Annotated in this window: 21 protein-coding genes and 1 pseudogene; 4 read left to right on the top strand and 18 right to left on the bottom strand. The window is 41.3% G+C overall.

What is annotated here, in order from left to right:
* Positions 1 to 77 precede the first annotated feature (77 nt).
* On the top strand, positions 78 to 1,454 hold the full coding sequence (locus CYLST_RS28020) for an ABC transporter substrate-binding protein (protein WP_157162649.1): 1,377 nt from the start codon (positions 78 to 80) through the stop codon (positions 1,452 to 1,454).
* 329 nt (positions 1,455 to 1,783) lie between these two features.
* On the opposite strand, the gene CYLST_RS28015 is transcribed toward CYLST_RS28020, so the two are convergent.
* The 6 genes and pseudogenes from CYLST_RS28015 to CYLST_RS28000 form a co-directional block, all read right to left on the bottom strand.
* Positions 1,784 to 2,461 (bottom strand): hypothetical protein, encoded by a 678-nt coding sequence (locus CYLST_RS28015; RefSeq protein ID WP_015211107.1) that lies wholly within the window; start codon positions 2,459 to 2,461, stop codon positions 1,784 to 1,786.
* 459 nt (positions 2,462 to 2,920) lie between these two features.
* Positions 2,921 to 4,396 carry a formylglycine-generating enzyme family protein gene (locus CYLST_RS32560; protein ID WP_015211106.1) on the bottom strand — a complete coding sequence of 492 codons (1,476 nt, stop codon included), beginning with the start codon at positions 4,394 to 4,396 and terminating at the stop codon, positions 2,921 to 2,923.
* 8 nt (positions 4,397 to 4,404) lie between these two features.
* The gene (locus CYLST_RS28005) at positions 4,405 to 4,980 is read right to left on the bottom strand and encodes a S1 family peptidase (RefSeq protein ID WP_015211105.1); all 576 of its coding nucleotides are present in this window, start codon (positions 4,978 to 4,980) and stop codon (positions 4,405 to 4,407) included.
* A pseudogene (locus CYLST_RS36180) lies at positions 4,981 to 5,166 on the bottom strand (CU044_2847 family protein); the annotation flags it as partial.
* Between the two features lie 12 nt (positions 5,167 to 5,178).
* Entirely contained in the window at positions 5,179 to 5,307 is a 129-nt protein-coding gene (locus tag CYLST_RS36435) for a hypothetical protein (RefSeq protein ID WP_281172800.1), read from the bottom strand.
* Between the two features lie 491 nt (positions 5,308 to 5,798).
* Entirely contained in the window at positions 5,799 to 6,428 is a 630-nt protein-coding gene (locus tag CYLST_RS28000; protein ID WP_015211104.1) for a hypothetical protein, read from the bottom strand.
* Between the two features lie 239 nt (positions 6,429 to 6,667).
* Here CYLST_RS28000 and CYLST_RS27995 point away from each other — a divergent pair, with 239 nt between their 5' ends.
* Both CYLST_RS27995 and CYLST_RS27990 read left to right on the top strand, forming a co-directional pair.
* Positions 6,668 to 7,279 (top strand): IS607 family transposase, encoded by a 612-nt coding sequence (locus CYLST_RS27995; RefSeq protein WP_015211103.1) that lies wholly within the window; start codon positions 6,668 to 6,670, stop codon positions 7,277 to 7,279.
* Positions 7,185 to 8,474, top strand: a complete 1,290-nt coding sequence (locus CYLST_RS27990; protein ID WP_245587445.1) for an RNA-guided endonuclease InsQ/TnpB family protein — start codon at positions 7,185 to 7,187, stop codon at positions 8,472 to 8,474. The genes CYLST_RS27995 and CYLST_RS27990 overlap by 95 nt, the downstream gene beginning before the upstream one ends.
* A 9-nt stretch (positions 8,475 to 8,483) precedes the next feature.
* Here CYLST_RS27990 and CYLST_RS27985 read toward each other — a convergent pair whose 3' ends face one another.
* The 9 genes from CYLST_RS27985 to CYLST_RS27945 all read right to left on the bottom strand — a co-directional run bounded on the left by CYLST_RS27985 (position 8,484) and on the right by CYLST_RS27945 (position 16,166).
* Positions 8,484 to 9,509, bottom strand: coding sequence for a glucokinase (locus CYLST_RS27985; protein WP_015211101.1), 1,026 nt, complete (start codon positions 9,507 to 9,509; stop codon positions 8,484 to 8,486).
* Positions 9,510 to 9,608: 99 nt separating this feature from the next.
* On the bottom strand, positions 9,609 to 10,256 hold the full coding sequence (locus tag CYLST_RS27980; protein WP_015211100.1) for a histidine phosphatase family protein: 648 nt from the start codon (positions 10,254 to 10,256) through the stop codon (positions 9,609 to 9,611).
* Positions 10,257 to 10,489: 233 nt separating this feature from the next.
* Positions 10,490 to 10,900 carry a hypothetical protein gene (locus CYLST_RS27975; RefSeq protein ID WP_015211099.1) on the bottom strand — a complete coding sequence of 137 codons (411 nt, stop codon included), beginning with the start codon at positions 10,898 to 10,900 and terminating at the stop codon, positions 10,490 to 10,492.
* Between the two features lie 26 nt (positions 10,901 to 10,926).
* A complete protein-coding gene (locus CYLST_RS27970; RefSeq protein WP_041233313.1) occupies positions 10,927 to 11,676 on the bottom strand; it encodes an ABC transporter ATP-binding protein in 750 nt (249 codons plus the stop codon).
* Positions 11,676 to 12,467: an ABC transporter ATP-binding protein gene (locus CYLST_RS27965; RefSeq protein WP_015211097.1), complete on the bottom strand. Its 792-nt coding sequence runs from the start codon at positions 12,465 to 12,467 to the stop codon at positions 11,676 to 11,678. The genes CYLST_RS27970 and CYLST_RS27965 overlap by 1 nt, the downstream gene beginning before the upstream one ends.
* Before the next feature lie 3 nt (positions 12,468 to 12,470).
* Entirely contained in the window at positions 12,471 to 12,974 is a 504-nt protein-coding gene (locus CYLST_RS27960) for a hypothetical protein (protein ID WP_015211096.1), read from the bottom strand.
* The gene (locus CYLST_RS27955) at positions 12,971 to 13,906 is read right to left on the bottom strand and encodes a branched-chain amino acid ABC transporter permease (RefSeq protein WP_015211095.1); all 936 of its coding nucleotides are present in this window, start codon (positions 13,904 to 13,906) and stop codon (positions 12,971 to 12,973) included. Before CYLST_RS27955 ends, CYLST_RS27960 begins: the two co-directional genes overlap by 4 nt.
* Positions 13,907 to 13,963: 57 nt before the next feature.
* A complete protein-coding gene (locus CYLST_RS27950) occupies positions 13,964 to 14,914 on the bottom strand; it encodes a branched-chain amino acid ABC transporter permease (RefSeq protein WP_015211094.1) in 951 nt (316 codons plus the stop codon).
* Positions 14,915 to 14,921: 7 nt separating this feature from the next.
* Positions 14,922 to 16,166, bottom strand: a complete 1,245-nt coding sequence (locus CYLST_RS27945; protein ID WP_015211093.1) for an ABC transporter substrate-binding protein — start codon at positions 16,164 to 16,166, stop codon at positions 14,922 to 14,924.
* 240 nt (positions 16,167 to 16,406) lie between these two features.
* On the opposite strand from CYLST_RS27945, the gene CYLST_RS27940 reads away from it, so the two are divergent.
* Entirely contained in the window at positions 16,407 to 16,808 is a 402-nt protein-coding gene (locus CYLST_RS27940; RefSeq protein WP_015211092.1) for a fasciclin domain-containing protein, read from the top strand.
* A 210-nt stretch (positions 16,809 to 17,018) separates the two neighbouring features.
* Here CYLST_RS27940 and CYLST_RS36170 read toward each other — a convergent pair whose 3' ends face one another.
* From CYLST_RS36170 to CYLST_RS27930, 3 genes are all read right to left on the bottom strand, one after another.
* Complete coding sequence (locus CYLST_RS36170) at positions 17,019 to 17,147, bottom strand: zinc ribbon domain-containing protein (protein WP_245587444.1); 129 nt, start codon at positions 17,145 to 17,147, stop codon at positions 17,019 to 17,021.
* A 585-nt stretch (positions 17,148 to 17,732) separates the two neighbouring features.
* Positions 17,733 to 18,437 (bottom strand): CHAT domain-containing protein, encoded by a 705-nt coding sequence (locus CYLST_RS27935; protein WP_157162648.1) that lies wholly within the window; start codon positions 18,435 to 18,437, stop codon positions 17,733 to 17,735.
* Positions 18,340 to 18,903 carry a hypothetical protein gene (locus tag CYLST_RS27930; protein ID WP_041233311.1) on the bottom strand — a complete coding sequence of 188 codons (564 nt, stop codon included), beginning with the start codon at positions 18,901 to 18,903 and terminating at the stop codon, positions 18,340 to 18,342. Before CYLST_RS27930 ends, CYLST_RS27935 begins: the two co-directional genes overlap by 98 nt.
* Positions 18,904 to 18,912: the final 9 nt, after the last annotated feature.

The raw sequence follows: 18,912 nt of genomic DNA, 5'->3' as shown, positions 1-18,912 counted from the left end.
TCTATTTAAAACTTAGGATATATCTAGCTTTTGCCTTGATGCAAAGGTTAGATACTGTTTCTCAACCTCAGCACCAAATGGGTAAATTGAACAATCATCTACATCAACATTATGGGCTAGGTTTTTTCGCCCCTGACAATTCTTGGCGAAAAAGCAAGACAGCTCGAAACTACCTTAGCAGTTTACTGGGGATACTGCTTGTAGGCATATTAGCTTTGGGTGGGTGTCAGACTATCATGCCTGGTAAAGCAAGTAAAGTGATTCATCTAACTCTGTGGCATGGTGTAAATCCGCCACCAAATCGGGATGTATTGCAAAAGCTGGTAGATAAGTTTAATCAAACCCACCCAGATATTCAGGTAGAGTCTCTTTATGTCGGGCAACAAGATCAGCAAATGCCTAAGATTTTGGCAGCGGTGGTAGGAAATGCACCTCCTGATTTGTTGTGGTTTAACCCGACAATTAGCGGACAGTTGGTGGAATTAGATGCTATTTTGCCTTTGGACGAGAAGTTAGAATTTTCACCAGTCAAAGAGGAAATTGACCCCGCTTTGTATACCTCGATGGAATACAAGGGGCAAATTTGGTCGGTGCCGTTTGCGACAAATAATGTGGGTGTTTTTTACCGTCCGAGTTTGTTTGCAGCGGCGGGAATTAGTGATGTACCGCGCACTTGGGAAGAGTTGCGGCAAGTTGCCAAGAAATTAACTCGTGATACCAATGGCGATCGCAAAATAGATCAACATGGAATAATTCTGCCTTTGGGAAAGGGTGAATTTACGGTGTTTACCTGGTTACCGTTTATGTGGAGTGCTGGCGGCGAATTGGTGATTGGTGATTCACAACAAGCGGCGGGAGTAGTTTTGCAAGATAATAGTGGTGCGATCGCCGCTTTGCAATTTTGGCGAAATTTGATTTTGGATGGTACGGCAGTACTATCGGAACCAGAACGGGGTTATGAGATTGCAGACTTGTTAGCCGGTAAGATTGCCATGCAGGTAACTGGCCCCTGGAGTCTAGGGGAATTTAAACAGAGTGGCGTAGATTTTAATGTTTTTCCGATTCCTGTTGATCAAATACCTGCAACGGTGATTGGTGGCGAAAATCTCTTTTTATTCAAAACCACACCAGAACGAGAAACAGCCGCATTTAAATTTGCTGAATATACTTTGAGTGCAGAATTCCAGACAGAATTAGCCCTAGGAACTGGCTATTTACCCATCAATGTCAAGTCTCGCCAAAGTGCAAAATATCAGGAATTTCTGCAAAAACAACCACAGTTAAAGGTTTTTTTAGATCAAGCCAAGTATGGGCGTTCGCGTCCAATTTTTCCTGGTTATAATCGCATTTCCGACACTTTAGGCAGGACAGTTGAAACAGTATTGTTGGGCAAAAGTTCACCGGCACAAGCCCTCAAAGCATCTCAGCAGCGCTTGGATTTGATTTTCAAGTAATTAACTCTTTTACAGCACATTTGATCATAGAGAAGTATATAATGGCGGGCAAGATGCCCACCCCACAAGAGTTTTACTATTGATATAGCGGTTATCATTCACGTGAGGTACATCCGTAGGGGCAATTCATGAATTGCCCCTACTTGCGATATAATTTCGTACCGCATTTGAGTGAGAACCGCTATATTACAGCACTTCCTGCTGTTATGAAGTACATTTTTCATCAAAAAGTCTGTAGGGGCGGGGTTTCCCCGCCCTCGCTTGTATTGCTACTGTTAATTATTGATTCATTGCAGAGAAAATAGGAGATTTAGATACTTGTGAAGTTATCAAGATATCTTCTTATTTAGAATTGATATTTCCCCAAGAACTTCATATTCATTGATGGTATCTATTCCTGTAGCTTCAATATAGAAATTACTACCAGGTATGACTTTAATAGTATCAAAATTAGCTTTTTTCTTCGCTTTTACTTCTTGAGTGTCTAACGCTGAAGTCCCAGAATCTGTTTTTTGAAAAAGAACAAATTTTACTTTGCCCCTGCTAACTGCAACCGATATTTTATCACCAATCTCTAGTTTATAATTTGTCTTGATCGTGCGTTGTGATTCACCTTCATTAATAGGAACTCTTTCAACACTATTTAACCGAAACTTGAGCATAGATGGCTTAGTGATATTCTCTATGTTAGCGACTTTAAAGGCAACTTCAACGATGCTAGTAGACTGTGACTCAATAGTCTCTTCTATGACAGGGTTTTCTTCTGAAGAATCTGTTTGTGATGTCTCTTCATCAGGTTTAAGATTTGTTTCTTGTAATGTGTTTTCTGATTCATCTGGAAGTATCTCAAAGTGAGCGTTTAAATTTTGAATATGTTCCTCAACTGCTGCTAGTTCATCACCACTGACACTAATAATAAACTCTTGTCCTTTGTCATTCTTAAAGCTGGCGGTGCTTTTGTAATGAGGTTTAGGAGTACAAAATTCTAGTTTTGTTAATTTCGTCATTTTGTCTTTTTCCCTGGTGAATTACTAGTTTGATCAAGCGTAAATTTTATTTTTATGGCTCTTCGGTACTTGTTATGCTAAATACGTCTGCAAATAAGGTTGAAACCCTTACTGCAAAATATTAACAGTCGTTATTCTTAACGTTTTAGGCTTGGTTCTGAAATTTAGGCTACAAATGCCTGTAAGCCTTGATTTTAAAGCCCAGTTATGGACTTTAATTAAAAGTTCAGCATAACACCTACGGAAGAACCATTTTTATTTAGCACAACGCATACCAAATGGATAGTTAGGAGAAGATTCGGAACCTGAATATTCTATTCGTTTTGTAATGCGTGAAATTTGAGCGTTATAACCACCTCCTCTTAAAGCCAGTGTTTTATCAGCAAGTAAATTTTTAGAATCACCATCCCAAACTTGCTGCTTTTCAACATTTGGATATTCATCAAAATAAGATGCGGTCTACTCCCAGGCATTTCCTACTAAGTTGTAAACCTTTTCAGGGCTGGCTCCGTCATCATAATTTTTTACAGGTTGAAGATCGTTTTCAGCTTGACTGAAAAGAAGATTTGCGAGTTGGGGAAATGGATCTAAATCGCCCCAAGGCCAAAGCCTTCCTTTTGGTTTTTCTGGTAGTTTGAGTCCTCTTGCAGAACGTTCCCATTCTACCTCAGTAGGTAGACGTCTTCCTAACCAGTGACAGTATTTTGCTGCTTGAATTGCTGTAATTCCTATAACTGGATGTTGTAAATTTTGATTATTAGAATAGAGAGGCAATTGCGTTATTGGTTCAGTGCAAACCCCAGCCTTTACACATAATTGATATTGCTGATTAGAAACTTCGTATTGTTCAAGTTGAAACTCTCGAACATAAACTGTACGTTCAGGCATTTCTTGAGGATTCGCTTTGATCGGATTTGTGCCAATAACGGCATCACCTGCTGGCATACGTACCATAGGACTTTGGGAAGCTGTCCACCACCCCAGGATGCGAGGATAGACAAGTACAGTTGAAGTGCCGAATGCGATCGCACCAAGTACAACAACTGGCGATCGCAACCGTGTTCGTGACTGTCGCATTAGTGCTAGTTCACGCTGTTGAATCTGTTCTTGTTCCTGCTTCTGGCGATCGCGCAGTGCCAAACTCAACTGTATAAAAGCTCGCTCGTCTAAACTCAGTTCCTCTAAGCGTTGCTGCTGCCAATCTTCCGCTTCTACCAGTAGGACACCTTGCAACAAAGCCTTCTCGTCTTTTCCAGCAGCATCCCATTGCCGCATCGTCATCCGTAAGCGTTCTTGCCAGGTGCGGAAACGGCGCTGATCTTCCATCCAATCACGTAGTTGTTGCCACTCGCGAATTAGTGCTTCGTGGATCACTTCCACTGTTTCTTCTTTAGCTGTTTCATCGCGTCCTGTAACTACCAACCGGAAATTCGCTAACTTTGTCACCAAATCCCAGTTGTTTTCTCCCACCTCTGCACGGGTAGCCAAGCGTCGCGTGTCCTCGGTTCCTTCCCCTGGACGCACTAACTGGATAAAAACCCGCTTTGTTCTTTCTTGGTCGGTTGGAGAAAGCTGTTGATACTGTTCTTGGGCATACCTAGCTAGAGCTTTTTCGACACCGCCAATGTGATCATAAGCCTGATGAGTGAGTTGTCCCTGACTTTGCTGTTTCCACAACTGAGTGAGAGCAAATTCTAGTAAGGGCAGATTTCCTGGTTGCTTCTCTACAGCTTGCAAAATGCGATCGCACAATCCCTCCTGTAATTGAACTAAATTAGCAGCTGGTTTCTCAATCACATCTTGCAGTTCTTGACGGTTCATTGGTCCGAGTAGACAAATTGCTCCCTTTTCTCCCTTGGGATCTGGAAATTCTCCCGCCAACGCACCAAAAAAATCCCTATTAGCCAGGGCATATTCTAAAAAGTCAGCCCGCAAAGTCAGGACTAAAGCCTTTCTCGTGACTTCTCAGCTGTCACAGTCATACCCACAATGCCATCCAGGTTTTCATCCCAGACAGGTGAACCACTGAAACCAGACTCAATGCGATAGGCTGTTTGTTGCACTACCTGCATCTGTACCCGACCACCACTGATAGGGCGACGCAGTTCACCAGATGTCCACACACCAGCATCGCGCCTCACAGGGAAACCAAAAACTTGGAAGGGATGCCCCCATAGATTGTCTGCTGTAACTAATCGCACCTTTTTAGCTTGAACGCTTGGCTTAGTTGACAACTCCAAGACGGCAATATCTGATATCTCTGAGGTGGATGTGCTGTCTTTGACTGGATACCAGTGAATTACCCGCGCTTTCAGTTTCTCAGGAGGCTGAATTAAGGGGAAATCTAGACTGATTTCGCCAGTAGGCTGTTCAGTTGCTTCTAGGGGTTGGGAGAGTGCGGCGTTAACGACATGGGCGCAGGTGATTAGGTATTTTTCGCTAACTAGAAAGCCTGCACCAACGACTTGACCATTGGCTTTAGAAATTCGCACAATAGCAGAATCTAGTTGGGCATTCATCTAGGGCGATTTTTTCCACTTCAAGGTGATTTCATAGTTAGCTTCTACGCCAGTAGCAGCGATAATTGCCCCCGCTGTGACGCTCATCTTCAAGCCAAATTTGACTTCTACTTCATCGGGGGGATCGTTGATGCTACGTAGTTTGGTAATAATTGTCGTCGCGACTGGTTTGATTTTGTCAACTGCGTCTGCAAAAGATTATCTAGTTCTGTCTACCAATTCCCCAGGACGAGCAACTAAATCTGTATCGTCATTTACTTCTGGTTCTTCCACTTCAACCAAGATTGATTCATCACCATCTAAGGAAAATTCAACCAAACGCTTCACGGTAAACCTCACATCAAAATGAATATGCGCTTTTCAGGGAAACAAACGATCACAGATGCCCTAGGGAATGGAAATATTGATTATAAAATTTTCATTAAGCCCGCGTAGGCAGAATTTAGGGTTATGAGCAGTAACCAAAACTACAACCTGCTTGTCACCCTTAGTATTCATTTTGATAGTGGTTAATTCCAAAATTTTCTCAATTTCTTAAGATTCAGTAGGGATGAAACAGGTCAAATATTGCCGACTGGCTTGGGTATAGTCGCGGCTGGGTGCTTCGGTGTCCATTGCACCTATATAGATAAAAATATCTCTGGTTCAATACCGATAATTTGCCCGCGATTAATTGTTTGCCAGTCGATGGCTTGCCAGTGGCGGTTTTGGAATTGTCATGGTAAATCCTGCGGGACTTTTTGGATGCAACACGCGCTATGGGGGCACAGCAATGCTGTGCCTCTACGGATGATCTGATCTAATGCTGTTAGATAATCTCACCTTTTCAAAACTATCTGGAATGAATTTAAATACCCGGTAATGGTTTTAGCTAGAGTCTTGTCCTGCTTTTTGGAAGTTATGGCTGTTACCTGATATAAGTAGCCATCGGCAAAATACATCCGGCTTCTAGTAATTTTACCTCCAGCGTTGACATACTCAATTTCTTTGCCAGGATGACCATTTGAACTCCGAATATTGCGCTCACTTACTAAATTACTTTTCGTAGTTGTTACTGCCGTATACTGTGCTTTATTCAAGATTTCTTGAGGAGTTGCCATTTGAGCATAGTTATAAGGAAAGTCATTGTAAGTAACTATATAGGCTACATCCTGTTTAGGAGGTTGAGCCGCAAATACTTGTAAATTGATTTCCCCCATATAGGTTTTTTGGGTTTGAGTTTCCCTTTTGGGCCTTCCTGGCATCAAAACACTAAAGCGCCCATCTGGGGCTGTGAATGTTTTCCATTTTGGCTGCACTACTTTAACAACAGTTGGTTTTTTGGCAGCAACGCCTGGTTTCTTTTGAGTCACAGAAACCGTAGTTTTGGGTTGAAGTGCCTCGGCTATCACAGATCCACTGCATACAAAAGTGGCAGCGATAAAAGGTAACAAAACTCTGATGGTCATAGTTTTTGCATTTGAAGATGCTGATCTCACTGATGCTGCTAGTTATAACCCAATACAGTTCAGTTAGTGATCTTCAGTTAGCAAAAATCCCCTAAAATTAGTTTTTCTGGTGGCTAAGGTAGCGGTATGGAGTTAAAAATAGGACGTAATTTACTCTAACATAGCCAGACATACCCAGACATACCCAGACATAGCCGGACATTTTGTGGTATAAGTAGGACAAGTAACAAGCTTAGTCCATGCCAGTAAACTATGTACCTCCAAGAGTCGCTGCTACCAGATTGGGAGTCAGCACCAAAACACTCGAAAGGTGGCTTCAAGACGGGAAAATCGAAGGCATCTTCACCCAAGGGGGACAACGAAGATATAACCTCGATTCAGTTATCCCTGTTCGACGCGGTAATCCCGCAGATGAACGAGCCGTACTTATATATGCCAGAGTTTCAAGCCGCAGTCAGAAAAACGACCTCTCTCAACAGATTGAGTTTCTTCAGTCTCGTTACCCCGACGCAGAAATCATTGCTGACATCGGAAGTGGACTCAACTTCAGAAGAAAAGGTCTTCAAACCTTACTGGACAGAGTTCTCACAAACACTTGTAAACTTGTTGTCATTGCCCACAAAGATCGGCTTTGTCGCTTTGGGTTCGATCTTATCTCATGGCTCTGTGCTAGGCAGCAAACTGAGATATTGGTTCTCGACCAGAAGAACCTCAGCCCAGAACGGGAAATGGTCGAAGATATCCTTGCCATTATCCATGTCTTCAGTTGCCGATTGTACGGACTCAGAAAGTACAAAAAACAAGTTGCTGAAGACAGTGAGTTACCGAGTATATCCAACAAAGGAACTTGAATTTATTTGGAAGAAATGGGTTGCTGCTGTTCGCAAGGTTTATAACATTTCCATTGCCTATCTAAACGAAAATCAAGGTTTTAGTAAGGTAAGCAAAAAAGGTGGGAAGATGGGATTCAGAACCATGCTTAAAGGTTCTGGATTAATACCTCAATGGTGTTGGGATTTAAACGTTTCTAAAATACTAGATAATGCTTCAATGGAGGCGTATAAAGCATGGGCAGAAACAGCTAAGAATCCCAAAATCAAAGGTACGGGTAAAGACAAAAAGCCACATCCTCACGCAGGGTTAAAAATTGCTAAATTTCGTAGTATCCGTGACCAAAAACTAACCATTCAGTTTGACCCATCAGCCTATAAAAATGGTAGATGGATGGTATCAACTACCAAACATCTACCACATCCTGAATTTAGAGGGCAAAACTTTTGCATTCTAACTGATGGAGCTTCAGAACTAACCTATAACAAAGGTCGCTGGTTTGCTCATTTCCCTGTAGAATTGGAACAAACAGTAAGTGTGACAAATAAAGTAATCGCACTTGACCCTGGCGTTAGAACTTTTATGACTGGTTTTAATGGTAGCGATTTCTTGGAATTTGGGAATGGAGATTTCAATAAAATAGCTAAACTTTGCTCACATCTGGACAAACTAAAATCAAGACATGATCTGAGTGTTGGACATAAGTTCAAGCGCCTTAGATATAAGATTAGACAAAGCATGGAAAGACTCAGAATCAGAATTAAGAACCTGCGTTATGAGTGCCATAAACAAGTGGGGTCATATCTGGCTAAAAAGTACGACGTGATTGTACTTCCCACCTTTGAAACTTCCCAGATGATTGTCAAAAAGAAACGGAAGTTAAAGAATAAGACAGCCAGAGCAATGATGACCTGGGCATTCTATCAGTTTTCTCAAACTCTTGAACATTTGTGCAACCGCTACGGTTCCAAATTGGTAAGAATAACTGAAGAATATACATCAAAGACCTGTACTAAATGCGGTCACGTTCATAGAAAACTTGGTAGTTCTAAGAACTTTATTTGCCCTAGCTGTGGTTATAAAATACCACGAGATTTTAATGGAGCCGTGGGGATTTTCCTCAAGGCAATGTGGGATACCACCTTCACTGACTCAGTTGGTGATGTTGTACTGGATGTTCACGATATCTCAAATGTCGTAGAATGTCTCGGTTAAAAGTATCAGTTATAACCTAGCTGCACACAAAGCAGCACCAATTAGCCCTACTTGTTGATTGAGGATAATATGCACTGGTATCTCTTCGAGGATGGAACGCATTCTGCCTTTTTGGGTGAAATTTAGCAGAAAACTGCTTTTTTGCATTAAGGGGAGGATTTTGGGGCCAATACCACCAGCAATGTATAAGCCGCCATGAGGTAGAAGTTTGAGGGCGAGGTTTCCGGCTTCTGCGCCGTAAGCCTCGATAAAGATTTGTAAGGTTTGTTCACAAAGGCGATCGCGTCCTTGGAGTGCAGCGCTACCAATAATCGCACCCGGATCAACGCTTTTCTCTGCCTTTCCGGCTTCTTGTTCCCAACTTCTGACGATTTGGGCAATATCTGGTGATTCGGCGGCTAATTGTCTATCGCGCAAAAATTGGTAAATTGCCACAATCCCCAACCCAGAAACCACCCGTTCCACAGAGACACGCTGGATATCATGTTTATCTAGCAGATATCTCATCAGTTGAAACTCTAACTCGTTCCGGGGGGCAAAATCAGCGTGTCCACCTTCTGAGGGAAAAACTTGATAATGGTTGCCCTGTTTAATTAAAAATCCTTGTCCTAAGCCAGTTCCGGCACCAATAATTGCTATTGGGGCTTCTGGTTGGTGTTTACCATCTTGCAAAGTCAGCAAATCTTGTTTGCTTAAACCGAAAATGCCATAGCCAACAGCAGCAAAGTCATTAATTAGAGAGATCGAGGGAATACTGAGTTCTTGTGATAGACGTGCTGTATCCAAAAACCACGCCAAATTAGTCAGTTTGGCAGTATTGTTAACCACTGGCCCTGCGATCGCAAAACAAGCTTTTTCTGGTGTCGCTGCGTTAGCTTTCACCAAAAACTTCCGTACCATTGGCACCAAATCAGGATAATCCCCACTGTGGAAATTTTTCTCACAAAGAGTCTGTAACCCCAGTGTCTCTGATGTCTCAACCAATCGCAAAATAGTTTTCGTGCCGCCGATGTCTCCAGCTAGTAACAATGTCATAAAACTTATCAGCTAATTAGTTACTTTTTCTCTAGTAAAGTGTATCTAGAATCAAGGATGCGATTATTCAAAATCCTGAGCAACAATTGCTACCAAAATTTAAACAAATCGAATTACTTCCTCTATCTGCATCAAATGGGAAGTATCGCCCTTTAGTTCTAACAACCATTCTGATTCTAGACGCACGACTTTTACTAAAGAACATAGAGAAGCTTTAACTTCCGTTTTCGCAATTTCCCCAACTAGCCCCATCGCCGCCCCCAGGACAGATGCGCCATGTCCTACCAATAGAATATCCTCGGAGAAGAATTCCGCAGCCAAGCATCTAGCCGTTTGTCCAGAACGTTCCCGTACTTTGTCCTGAGTTTCTGGATATTTAGCCGCAATACGCGGAGTGTAGCTAGTATCAATTCTCGGAAATAATTCGGCTAAAGCTGGAGTTGAAAGTCTTTCTGGTTCTTCTGTCATCCAAGCTGGATTTAGCCATTCACTCAAGCCAGTCTCTAGTTGAATAGGCAAATTTAGCATTTCTGCGACTGCGTTTGCAGTTTGTACTGTTCGCAGAAAGGGAGAAGCAAAAATATGGGCGATTTTTTCTCCTTGCAACCGTTTAGCTAACTGCTGCGCCTGCACCATGCCATCATCAGATAAAGGCGGATCATAGCGTCTTTCGGCGGTGAGGAACCAGTCAGGGTTGACGAAATCGAGGCGGTTGGCGTGTCTTGCAATCCAGACTGTTTGACTCATGGGTTTAAATATTTAGGCGAATTGGATTTCGCCGCTAGATGAAGATAAACACCCAAAAAACGGGTGTAAATCTAAATATAAGATATATTTGTAATATTTCGTAATAATTTACCGAATTTTGTTTTTAACGAACCGCAGAGGCGCAGAGGGCGCAGAGTAAGAAAGAAGAGTGAGATATCCTGAACTTTTTAGTGGTTGTAGGTTGGGTTGAGGGACGAAACCCAACTATTTCCTTAGGTATGAGGCTGCTGGATATCCAGCATAGGAGAATCGATATCTAAAAGCCAATTTTCATCAATAAATTGCAGATTTTTATCATAAATAAGAATTAATTCACCCATTTTTTGAAAATTATTATTTAGCTGAAAAGTTGCATTGTCGGCAGCTATGAGAAAAAAAAATAATTCTAGAAAGCGTTCTTTATGAGTAACACCAATAGAACTACTGACTAATTCTGATTTTAGGCTGCGAGGTAAAGTAATTGTTTCATAATATTTATCCTGTTCATCCCAATAGCCAGACACTTTATAATCACACTCTTCAAGGTGTTGTTTAACAAGAATATTAGTATCTAAATTTTCTAATATCTCAGTTAAATCTCGCCAAAATTGATAATTTTTTAATTTATTAGGTAAAGCTTCTATACATCTACTAAAGCTTGTTCTGTTACCTAACCCAAATAAGCCTTTTTAATGCGTTCATCATTAATTAATTCTGATGCTGCACCAGTTAAAGTCATAGATCCAGCTTCTAAAACATAACCGCGATCAGCAATTTGTAAAGCCAGATTGGCGTTTTGTTCAACTAACAAAATTGTCACGCCAGTAGCCCGCAGATTTTCAATAATTGAGAAAATTTCTAGGACAATCGCCGGCGCTAAACCTAAGCTAGGCTCATCTAAAAGTAACAATTTTGGTCTACTCATTAAAGCACGAGCGATCGCTAACATTTGTTGTTCACCACCGCTGAGGGTTCCTACTAGTTGATGGCGTCTTTGTGCTAAACGGGGAAATAGTTCAAATTGATGTTGAATATCTGCTTTAATCTCTGCTTGATTCGAGCGAATGTAAGCACCCAATAGTAAATTATCTAAAATTGTTTGCCGTGCTAAAACTCTACGTCCTTCAGGAGAATGAGCGATACCAATCTCTACCACTTCATGAGGTTGACGACGGGTGATATTCCGTCCATTATAAATAATTGCCCCACTTTGAGGATTAACTAATTTTGAGATAGCGCGGAGTGTGGTACTTTTGCCTGCACCGTTGGCACCGAGGAGCGTGACAACTTCGCCTTTTTGAATCTTTAAATTAATCTTTTTCAGCGCTCGAATGCCACCATAATTAACATCCAAGTCTTGAATATCTAAAATAGTAAAATCTTTGCCATTATCTAAATATCGGCTTTCATCGGTGTTCATCATTCATTTCCCAAATAAGCTTCAATTACAGCCGGATTATTTCTGACAACAGAGGGTTCACCCAAAGCAATCAATTGTCCAAAATCTAGAACAGCGATGCGATCGCACAATCCCATTACCAAGGGTACATGATGCTCAATCAGGATAATCGTCAGATTGAAGCGATCGCGCAATTCGCGGATAAACTCACTCAGTTGCTGCTTTTCGCTGGGGTTCATCCCCGCTGCGGGTTCATCGAGAAGTAAGACTTGCGGCTGTAAAGCCAGTGCACGAGCGATTTCCAAGCGACGTTGATCACCATAGGCCAGGTTTCTCGCTTTTTCGTCAGTGCGATCGCTTAAGCCAATCAACTCCAATAACTCTAAAGCCTTCCACCTACTTTTTTGTTCTTCTCTGGAAGCTTGCGGCAATCCCAAAACTCCAGCTATTATACCACTTTTTATATGCAAATGTTGGGCAATAATTACATTTTCTAACGCCGATAATTCCCCAAACAGACGAATATTTTGAAAGGTGCGGGCGATACCTAACCCGGCAATTTGATGGGGGCGTAATTGCGAAATTTCTGCACCTTGATACAGCAATTTTCCCCTAGAAGGGGCAATTAAAGCTGTAATCAAATTAAACAGTGTGGTTTTGCCAGCACCATTCGGGCCAATCAAACCAAAAATCTCATCTTTATTGACTGCAAAAGAGACATTATTCACCGCCACTAAACCCCCAAAGCGGCGAGTTAAATCTCTTGCTTCTAAGACAATACTGTTATTAGCTACTGGAATACTGTAAGACATTGTTTAGCGCACTATTAATTCACAAGGTGCAGGTAGTTCATTAACCAACCAATTTCCAACCCGGAACTTTGGGTTATCAACCCCCATTTTAACGAGAATAATTTTTGCTAACTGGGGACAATTCCAAGTTTGAGATTCAGGTATTGCTGAGTAAAGATATTCATAAAGTTTCACTTCAAAAGTATATCTATTATTTGCTATCTTTCTCCCAGACTTAATCTCAAAAGCTGCATGACTGGGGCTAGATGTTCCTGAAATATAACTAGCCAATTGGTCGTTAGGTACTTTATTTTTAATTTCTGGCGACAAAAGCGCAAGTCCTGCTTCTACATTTCTATTTTTCCATGCGGATAAGAATTTATCAGCCGTAAATAATGCCCTGACGTAATCAGCATTAATTGAAGTACTTGATAACGGTGTAACTGGTTGGGCTTGGGTTGTAGTGCATAAAAAAAGCACAGCAATCAAAGCTATAAATAAAGAGCGAATTCTTTTGCGTTTCTTCATCTTTGCCTATCTTTTATTTTGTGTCGTCTTTTAAAGATATCGGGAGTTACCAGTCCTTGGGGAAAAAAGATTGTGCCGATGACGATTAGTGAACCAAAAATAATTAATCTCCCATCTCGCAAGAATTGTGCTAACCAATTGGGTAACCCCCCTGTGTCAGCTAAATTTCTTAAAACTTCTGGCAAAGCTGTAAATACCATCCCCCCTAATACCGAACCCAAAAAAGTTCTTGAACCACCAATTAACACAAAAGTTAGGTAAATAATACTAGCGTCAAAAGTACCTTGACGCGCATTCCAGGTATTAAGAAAATGGGCGCTAATAGCACCGACAATCCCGGCTAAAATTGCCCCTAAACTGAAAGCTAAAACTTTGTAGTAGGTAGGGTCAATTCCCATCGCCCCCGCTGCTAGTTCATCTTCACGAATGGCTGTAAATGCCCTGCCTACACGAATCCGTTCTAAGCGGTAAAGTAGCACCATACTAATTATTAATAATGGCAAGGCAATCCACAAATATTCAATTGGTGTTTGAAATGGTTGGGGAATGCCAAAAATCCCGACAGCACCGCCAGTAATATCCAGGTTAAGGGAAAGGACGCGCAAAACTTCGACAAAAGCGATAGTAGCAATTGCCAAATAAATTCCCCGCAATCTTAATGCCGGAATTCCCACGACAACGCCCAATAAACCAGTGACTAACCCAGCAATTACCATCTCTAATAACAGTAGGTAAATCGGGAATGAACTACTGCTAGATGTAAAAACTTTTGTGGAGAGAATTGCCGCAATATACCCACCTAAAGCATAAAATCCAGGGCTGGCTAAAGACAATTGCCCTGTCATCAAAGGTAAGTACAATGATAATCCCAGCAATGCCCCCAACACCATAGAGACAATTAGAGAACCGTAAGTAGAGAAAAATTCAGTCATGGAGATATTTACAACTTAAGATTTAGGATTCTGGATTAATCCAAAACCCTAAATTAACTACACCTTCTGTATAAACCGACGTCCTAGCAAACCTTGGGGTCTAACTAACAGCATAATAAACAGTATGCCAAAGGCTACAGCATCTTTATAGCCAGAGTAATCAGCAGGAACAAACGCCTCTACCAATCCAATAAGTAAACCTCCCAATACTGCACCGGGAATACTACCTAAACCACCTAAAACAATTACTGCTAAACCCCGTAATCCGAAAGCAATACCGAAATATGGCCCAGCAATGCTGACACTAGAAGCAACCAAAGTTCCTGCCATTCCTGCTAAGAAACTGCTGATAAAGAATGTCAAGATAATAAAACGATCTGTATTAATTCCTAACAAACTCGCAGTCACTGGATCTTCTGCGATCGCTTGCATCGCCTTACCATATTTAGTACGATTAATAAAATAGGTGAGGATAGAGACAATCACCACCGAAACAGCAAAAATTACTACCTGGACGCTACGAATAGGAATTGGATGATCGATGCTGCCAAAGTTAATCGCTGGGGGTAAATTTCCGTAAGTATTGGCGGGAAAAGTGTAACTTTCTGCGCCTACTAAATACTGGATTAAGTTGACAATTACCACCGCCACACCCAAGCTAGAAACAACTGTCAGCAAGGGGTCAGATCCTTGACGACGCAGAGGTTGAAAGGCGATGCGTTCCATCCCCACCCCTACTAATCCCGCCAAGCTACTTCCTAAAATCAAGGCTACGGCAAATGGTAATTGTATTGGCAAAGCTGCATTAGCCAACAAGCCGTTAAATCCAAAAGTACCACCCATGAGTGTATATGTAAAATATGCACCCAGAGTAAAAATTGCCCCATGAGCTAAATTAATGATACCCAAAATGGAATAAACCAGGGTATATCCCAAGGCAAAAATTGCATAGACGCTACCAATAGATAACCCATTTAACAATTGTTGCACAAACAAATTTATATCCATGTACAACCTATTTTACGAATGAGAATTTTCCTTTATTTCCGTCTTTATCAATCTTAATTTGGGCAACATAGAAATCTTTTTGAATTACTTCACCTATGGGTGTAAAGGCAATTTCACCCAAGGGTGTATTATATTTTCCGGCGAGGATCTGCTTATTCAATTCTGTGCGTAATTGCGGCAATGGTAATTTATTTACTTTGCTCTTTTTATCTAAAGTCTGGAGAGCATCTACATACACCTGTACTGCTGCAAAAGCTTGGGCACTAAATTGGGGTGGTTCTTTTTTGTATTGCTCAACATAAGCTTTGCGAAATACTTTGTTAATCTCACCAGGATGCTCTGGACTGTAAGCTTGAGCAATCAATACACCATCGCAAAGCGCTTTACATACTGGGAATATATTTGAGGTGTTCATGCCATTACCGCCAACAATTAAGCCTTTATAACCTAGTTCCCGCAGTTGTCGCACCAAGTTACCGCCATCCGCAGCTAAACCAGAAATAATGATTAAATCTGGTTTGAGGTTAATTGTATTAGTGGCTTGGCTTTGAAAGTCTGTGTCGCTGGTTTGGAACTTTTGCACTGTTAGCAATTCCAGCCCTTGATCCTTAACTGTTTTCTGGAAAATCTCTGTTTCTGACTTACTAAAGGCATCATTTTGGGCGTAGAGAACTACAACTTTTTTAATCTGGGGATTTTGCTTGAGTGCGGCTTTGACTGAATTAGGAGCGACGATGGAAACTGGCGCAGATACACGAGCCACATAATCACCAATTTCGGGAATTTTATTAGCAGTATTAGATGCGCCAAGAACTGGTACTTTGGCACGTTCAGCAACGGGGTCAGCGCTAAAAGCTTGCTGTGATAAAGTTGGGCCGACAATACCAATAACTTTATCTTTATTGATTAAGGTTTGAAAAGCATTAATCGCTCCTGCCTCATCACCGCTGGTGTCTTGAAATACCAATTTAATGGGAGTGCCGTTGATTCCACCTTGATCATTAAAATACTTCTCGGCTATTTTGGCCCCGGCAACTTGCTCTTGACCGAGTAATGCTACATTGCTAGTCTGGGCGAAAGCGATACCGATGGGGATAGCAGCAGATACACCCGTTGTTCCTGGGGTTTTAGTTGTAGTGATGTTTGGGCTATTATTTACAGAATTTGTGCCGTTGTTAGCGCCACCGCAAGCTGTAAGCAGCATAGTACAAGTAGCTAAGAATGTAGTTGTCAGCGCCGCAGGTCTTTTCATGGATCAATAATCATCTATCTAGGGAATTATTTTAATTTGACCATGCAAAGGTAAAGCTTCCTAGTAGATTTCAAGATAGTTAAATAATTGAATTGTCTCTGCTGCTGTCTAGGGGAGGAAATCATGAAGCTTTTTCTCAGCCGATTCCTCTATCTATGGGTGCTTTTTTGGCAGCAACTTAGTGGATAAGCTTGTTTCGGTGCTCATTGGGAAATCCCATCTACCCACTAGGTTAAAAACATGGCTGACATAATTGATACCGCTGCTAATGCTGGCTCTTTCAACACTCTAATTGCTGCAATCCAAGCGGCTAATTTGGAAGATACTCTTAAAGGTGAAGGTCCATTCACCGTTTTTGCGCCTACTGATGAGGCCTTTTCTAAACTACCACAAGGTACAGTAGATGCATTGCTTCAAGATATTCCCAGACTTCAGAGAATCCTGACTTATCATGTTGTTGCCGGTAGGGTGCTGTCATCTGACGTTGTTAAGCTGAATTCTGCTCACACCATTGAAGGTTCAGATGTGAGCATTGACGCTTCTCAAGGCGTGAAGGTAAATGACGCCAATGTTACCCAGCCTGATATTACTGCTGATAACGGTGTTATTCACGTCATTGATACAGTGTTGATTCCTGCGTAGGCAAAGACGGAGATAGGGAAAATTGGTAATGTTGTATCTCTGTTGGTGAACGGCTGAATAATACAGCAGTTTGCAATTGTATGTAATACAAACTAAATTTTCTTCTACCGTTCTGTAAAACATTTTCTTCGGTGTTTACTTCCTGTTTCATTGTAGTCTCAAGATGACTCTTGAGAGGTTTGTCTACTTCACAGGTTGACACGGTGGAACTCACCGTTTCTGAACGAATAGGAATAAAGTTCCATCAAACCATCGTTGTATATTTTTCGCCGCGTTTAAGTCTCTGTCTTCTATATGACCAGATTTGGGACAGATATAGACGCGGTTTTTTAACGGCATCTGATGACGATGATTAGTACAGTTATACTAAATTGATATGAAGTTGCATAGAATAAGATATGAAAAAGAATTAACCGCAGATAAACGCAGATAAACGCAGATAAAGATGGATAATCAAATTGATTTCATCATTCTGTGCAGCCTCAGATAAAATTTGTATTAGAATGAGTCTGATAACTGGGAAACATTCTATCTACAAGGATTAGCTTGCTTCCAAATTTATCCGTTTTACAGAATAATGGGGATTTCTGGGGGGAGCACTACCCATTTCCAAAACGAATGTCTCAAACAGTAATCTTAGCGGGTAAATCCTAAGTCAGATCATTTATTTTCTAAAAATATTCCAGTCGGCAGGCTTTTCCTGTAATAGTAATCAATATAATATATTAAATTTTTAACTTTTAATTTTTCTACAAACGATAACCTTTTGGTAGGTATCAAGCATTGTGCTGAGATTAATCAAAAATCTTGCCCTGAATTTAAGCAATTATTACACTTTATAGGTTTGTCAATTCGCTCCTTTTCGGGAGTATTCAGCTTTTCTTGAAGAAAAGCGAGCATTTCTAAGAGGATGTCTGAAAAGTATCAAAATTGATCGAGATCCCCCCTATCCCCCCTTAAAAAGGGGGGAACAAGAGTCAAAGTCCCCCTTTTTAAGGGGGATTTAGGGGGATCTACCAGTGTTTGATTTATCACTAACAACTTCTCAGACATCCTCTTAAACTCTCCATGAGTTGCTAAGTGAACAATAGTGTATTTGGCATTTGCTAGATGCTCTTGCAGCGTAGCTTTGAGAAAAGCCTGATCCAGTAATTTTTCACTGTTCGGTAATTGCTTCTCAATTTTTCCTAATTCATCAGCTACAAAGTTAAGTCTAGAAAATAACTGATTTTCTTCCGGAAAAGTCCGCTGTTCACTTATGCCAGCAATCATAGCATTTAGGCGGACATCTGCTAAAGGGCGAGGACTGATCAGTTGAAGACCAGGGGTGATAACTAGGGCATATTTTTGTACTAAATATTCCCGACTGGGGCGATCATAGAGGACTGCCATAGGAATATTTCGTAATACTCCATCCAATACAAATACTAAGGTTTTGATTTGACTATCAACTAGCTTTGTTTGTACTGGTCGCATTAACCATTCGTATATTTGTTGGGATGACTCTTGAATTTCATTGGGAAAGCGTGTTTTATCGTTGAGAAGAGCTATTAGTTGTTTTACGTTGCTTTCTAATTGCTCTTGGGTAACTTTTGTAGTGTAGTGTTCTAAGTTTTCTTGTTTCGGCAATTTCAGTTTCAAAGGCGGTTGTGTAAGCGCTGATGGCTCCTTGTTGGTTTTCCTGAATTCGTCGCAGTCGTCCTAATTGCCATTGCCAACGATAGGCAATGTGTGGTGCATCGAAGGATGAAGCTAGCTGCAAAGCCTGTTCGGTCAACCTTTGAGCATTTGGGATGTCTCCAATTTGTTGATAAACTGCTCCTAAACAACCCAAAGCGTAGGCTTGCGCTTGGTTGTCTTGCAAAACTTGAGCTTGGTTACGTGCGGTGGTGACAATTTTGGCAAGATCTTCCCAAGTAGGAATCAGTGCCGATCGCAAACTATTACCCCCAGCGCTAGTTACTGTTCTTTGGGTTGCACGACACTGTTGAAGTAGGGGAGATGGCAGTTTTGATGGTTGTGGATTCAGTGCTGATTGGAGACACATCATATTTTGCGCCAAGTTGAGTTGAGCATAGATGGCTCCATGACTCATTGGCAGTTT

Source organism: Cylindrospermum stagnale PCC 7417, assembly GCF_000317535.1.
Taxonomy (GTDB): Bacteria; Cyanobacteriota; Cyanobacteriia; order Cyanobacteriales; family Nostocaceae; genus Cylindrospermum; species Cylindrospermum stagnale.
Note: the sequence above shows the minus strand (reverse complement) of the source record. Positions and strands in the feature narration are given on the sequence as shown.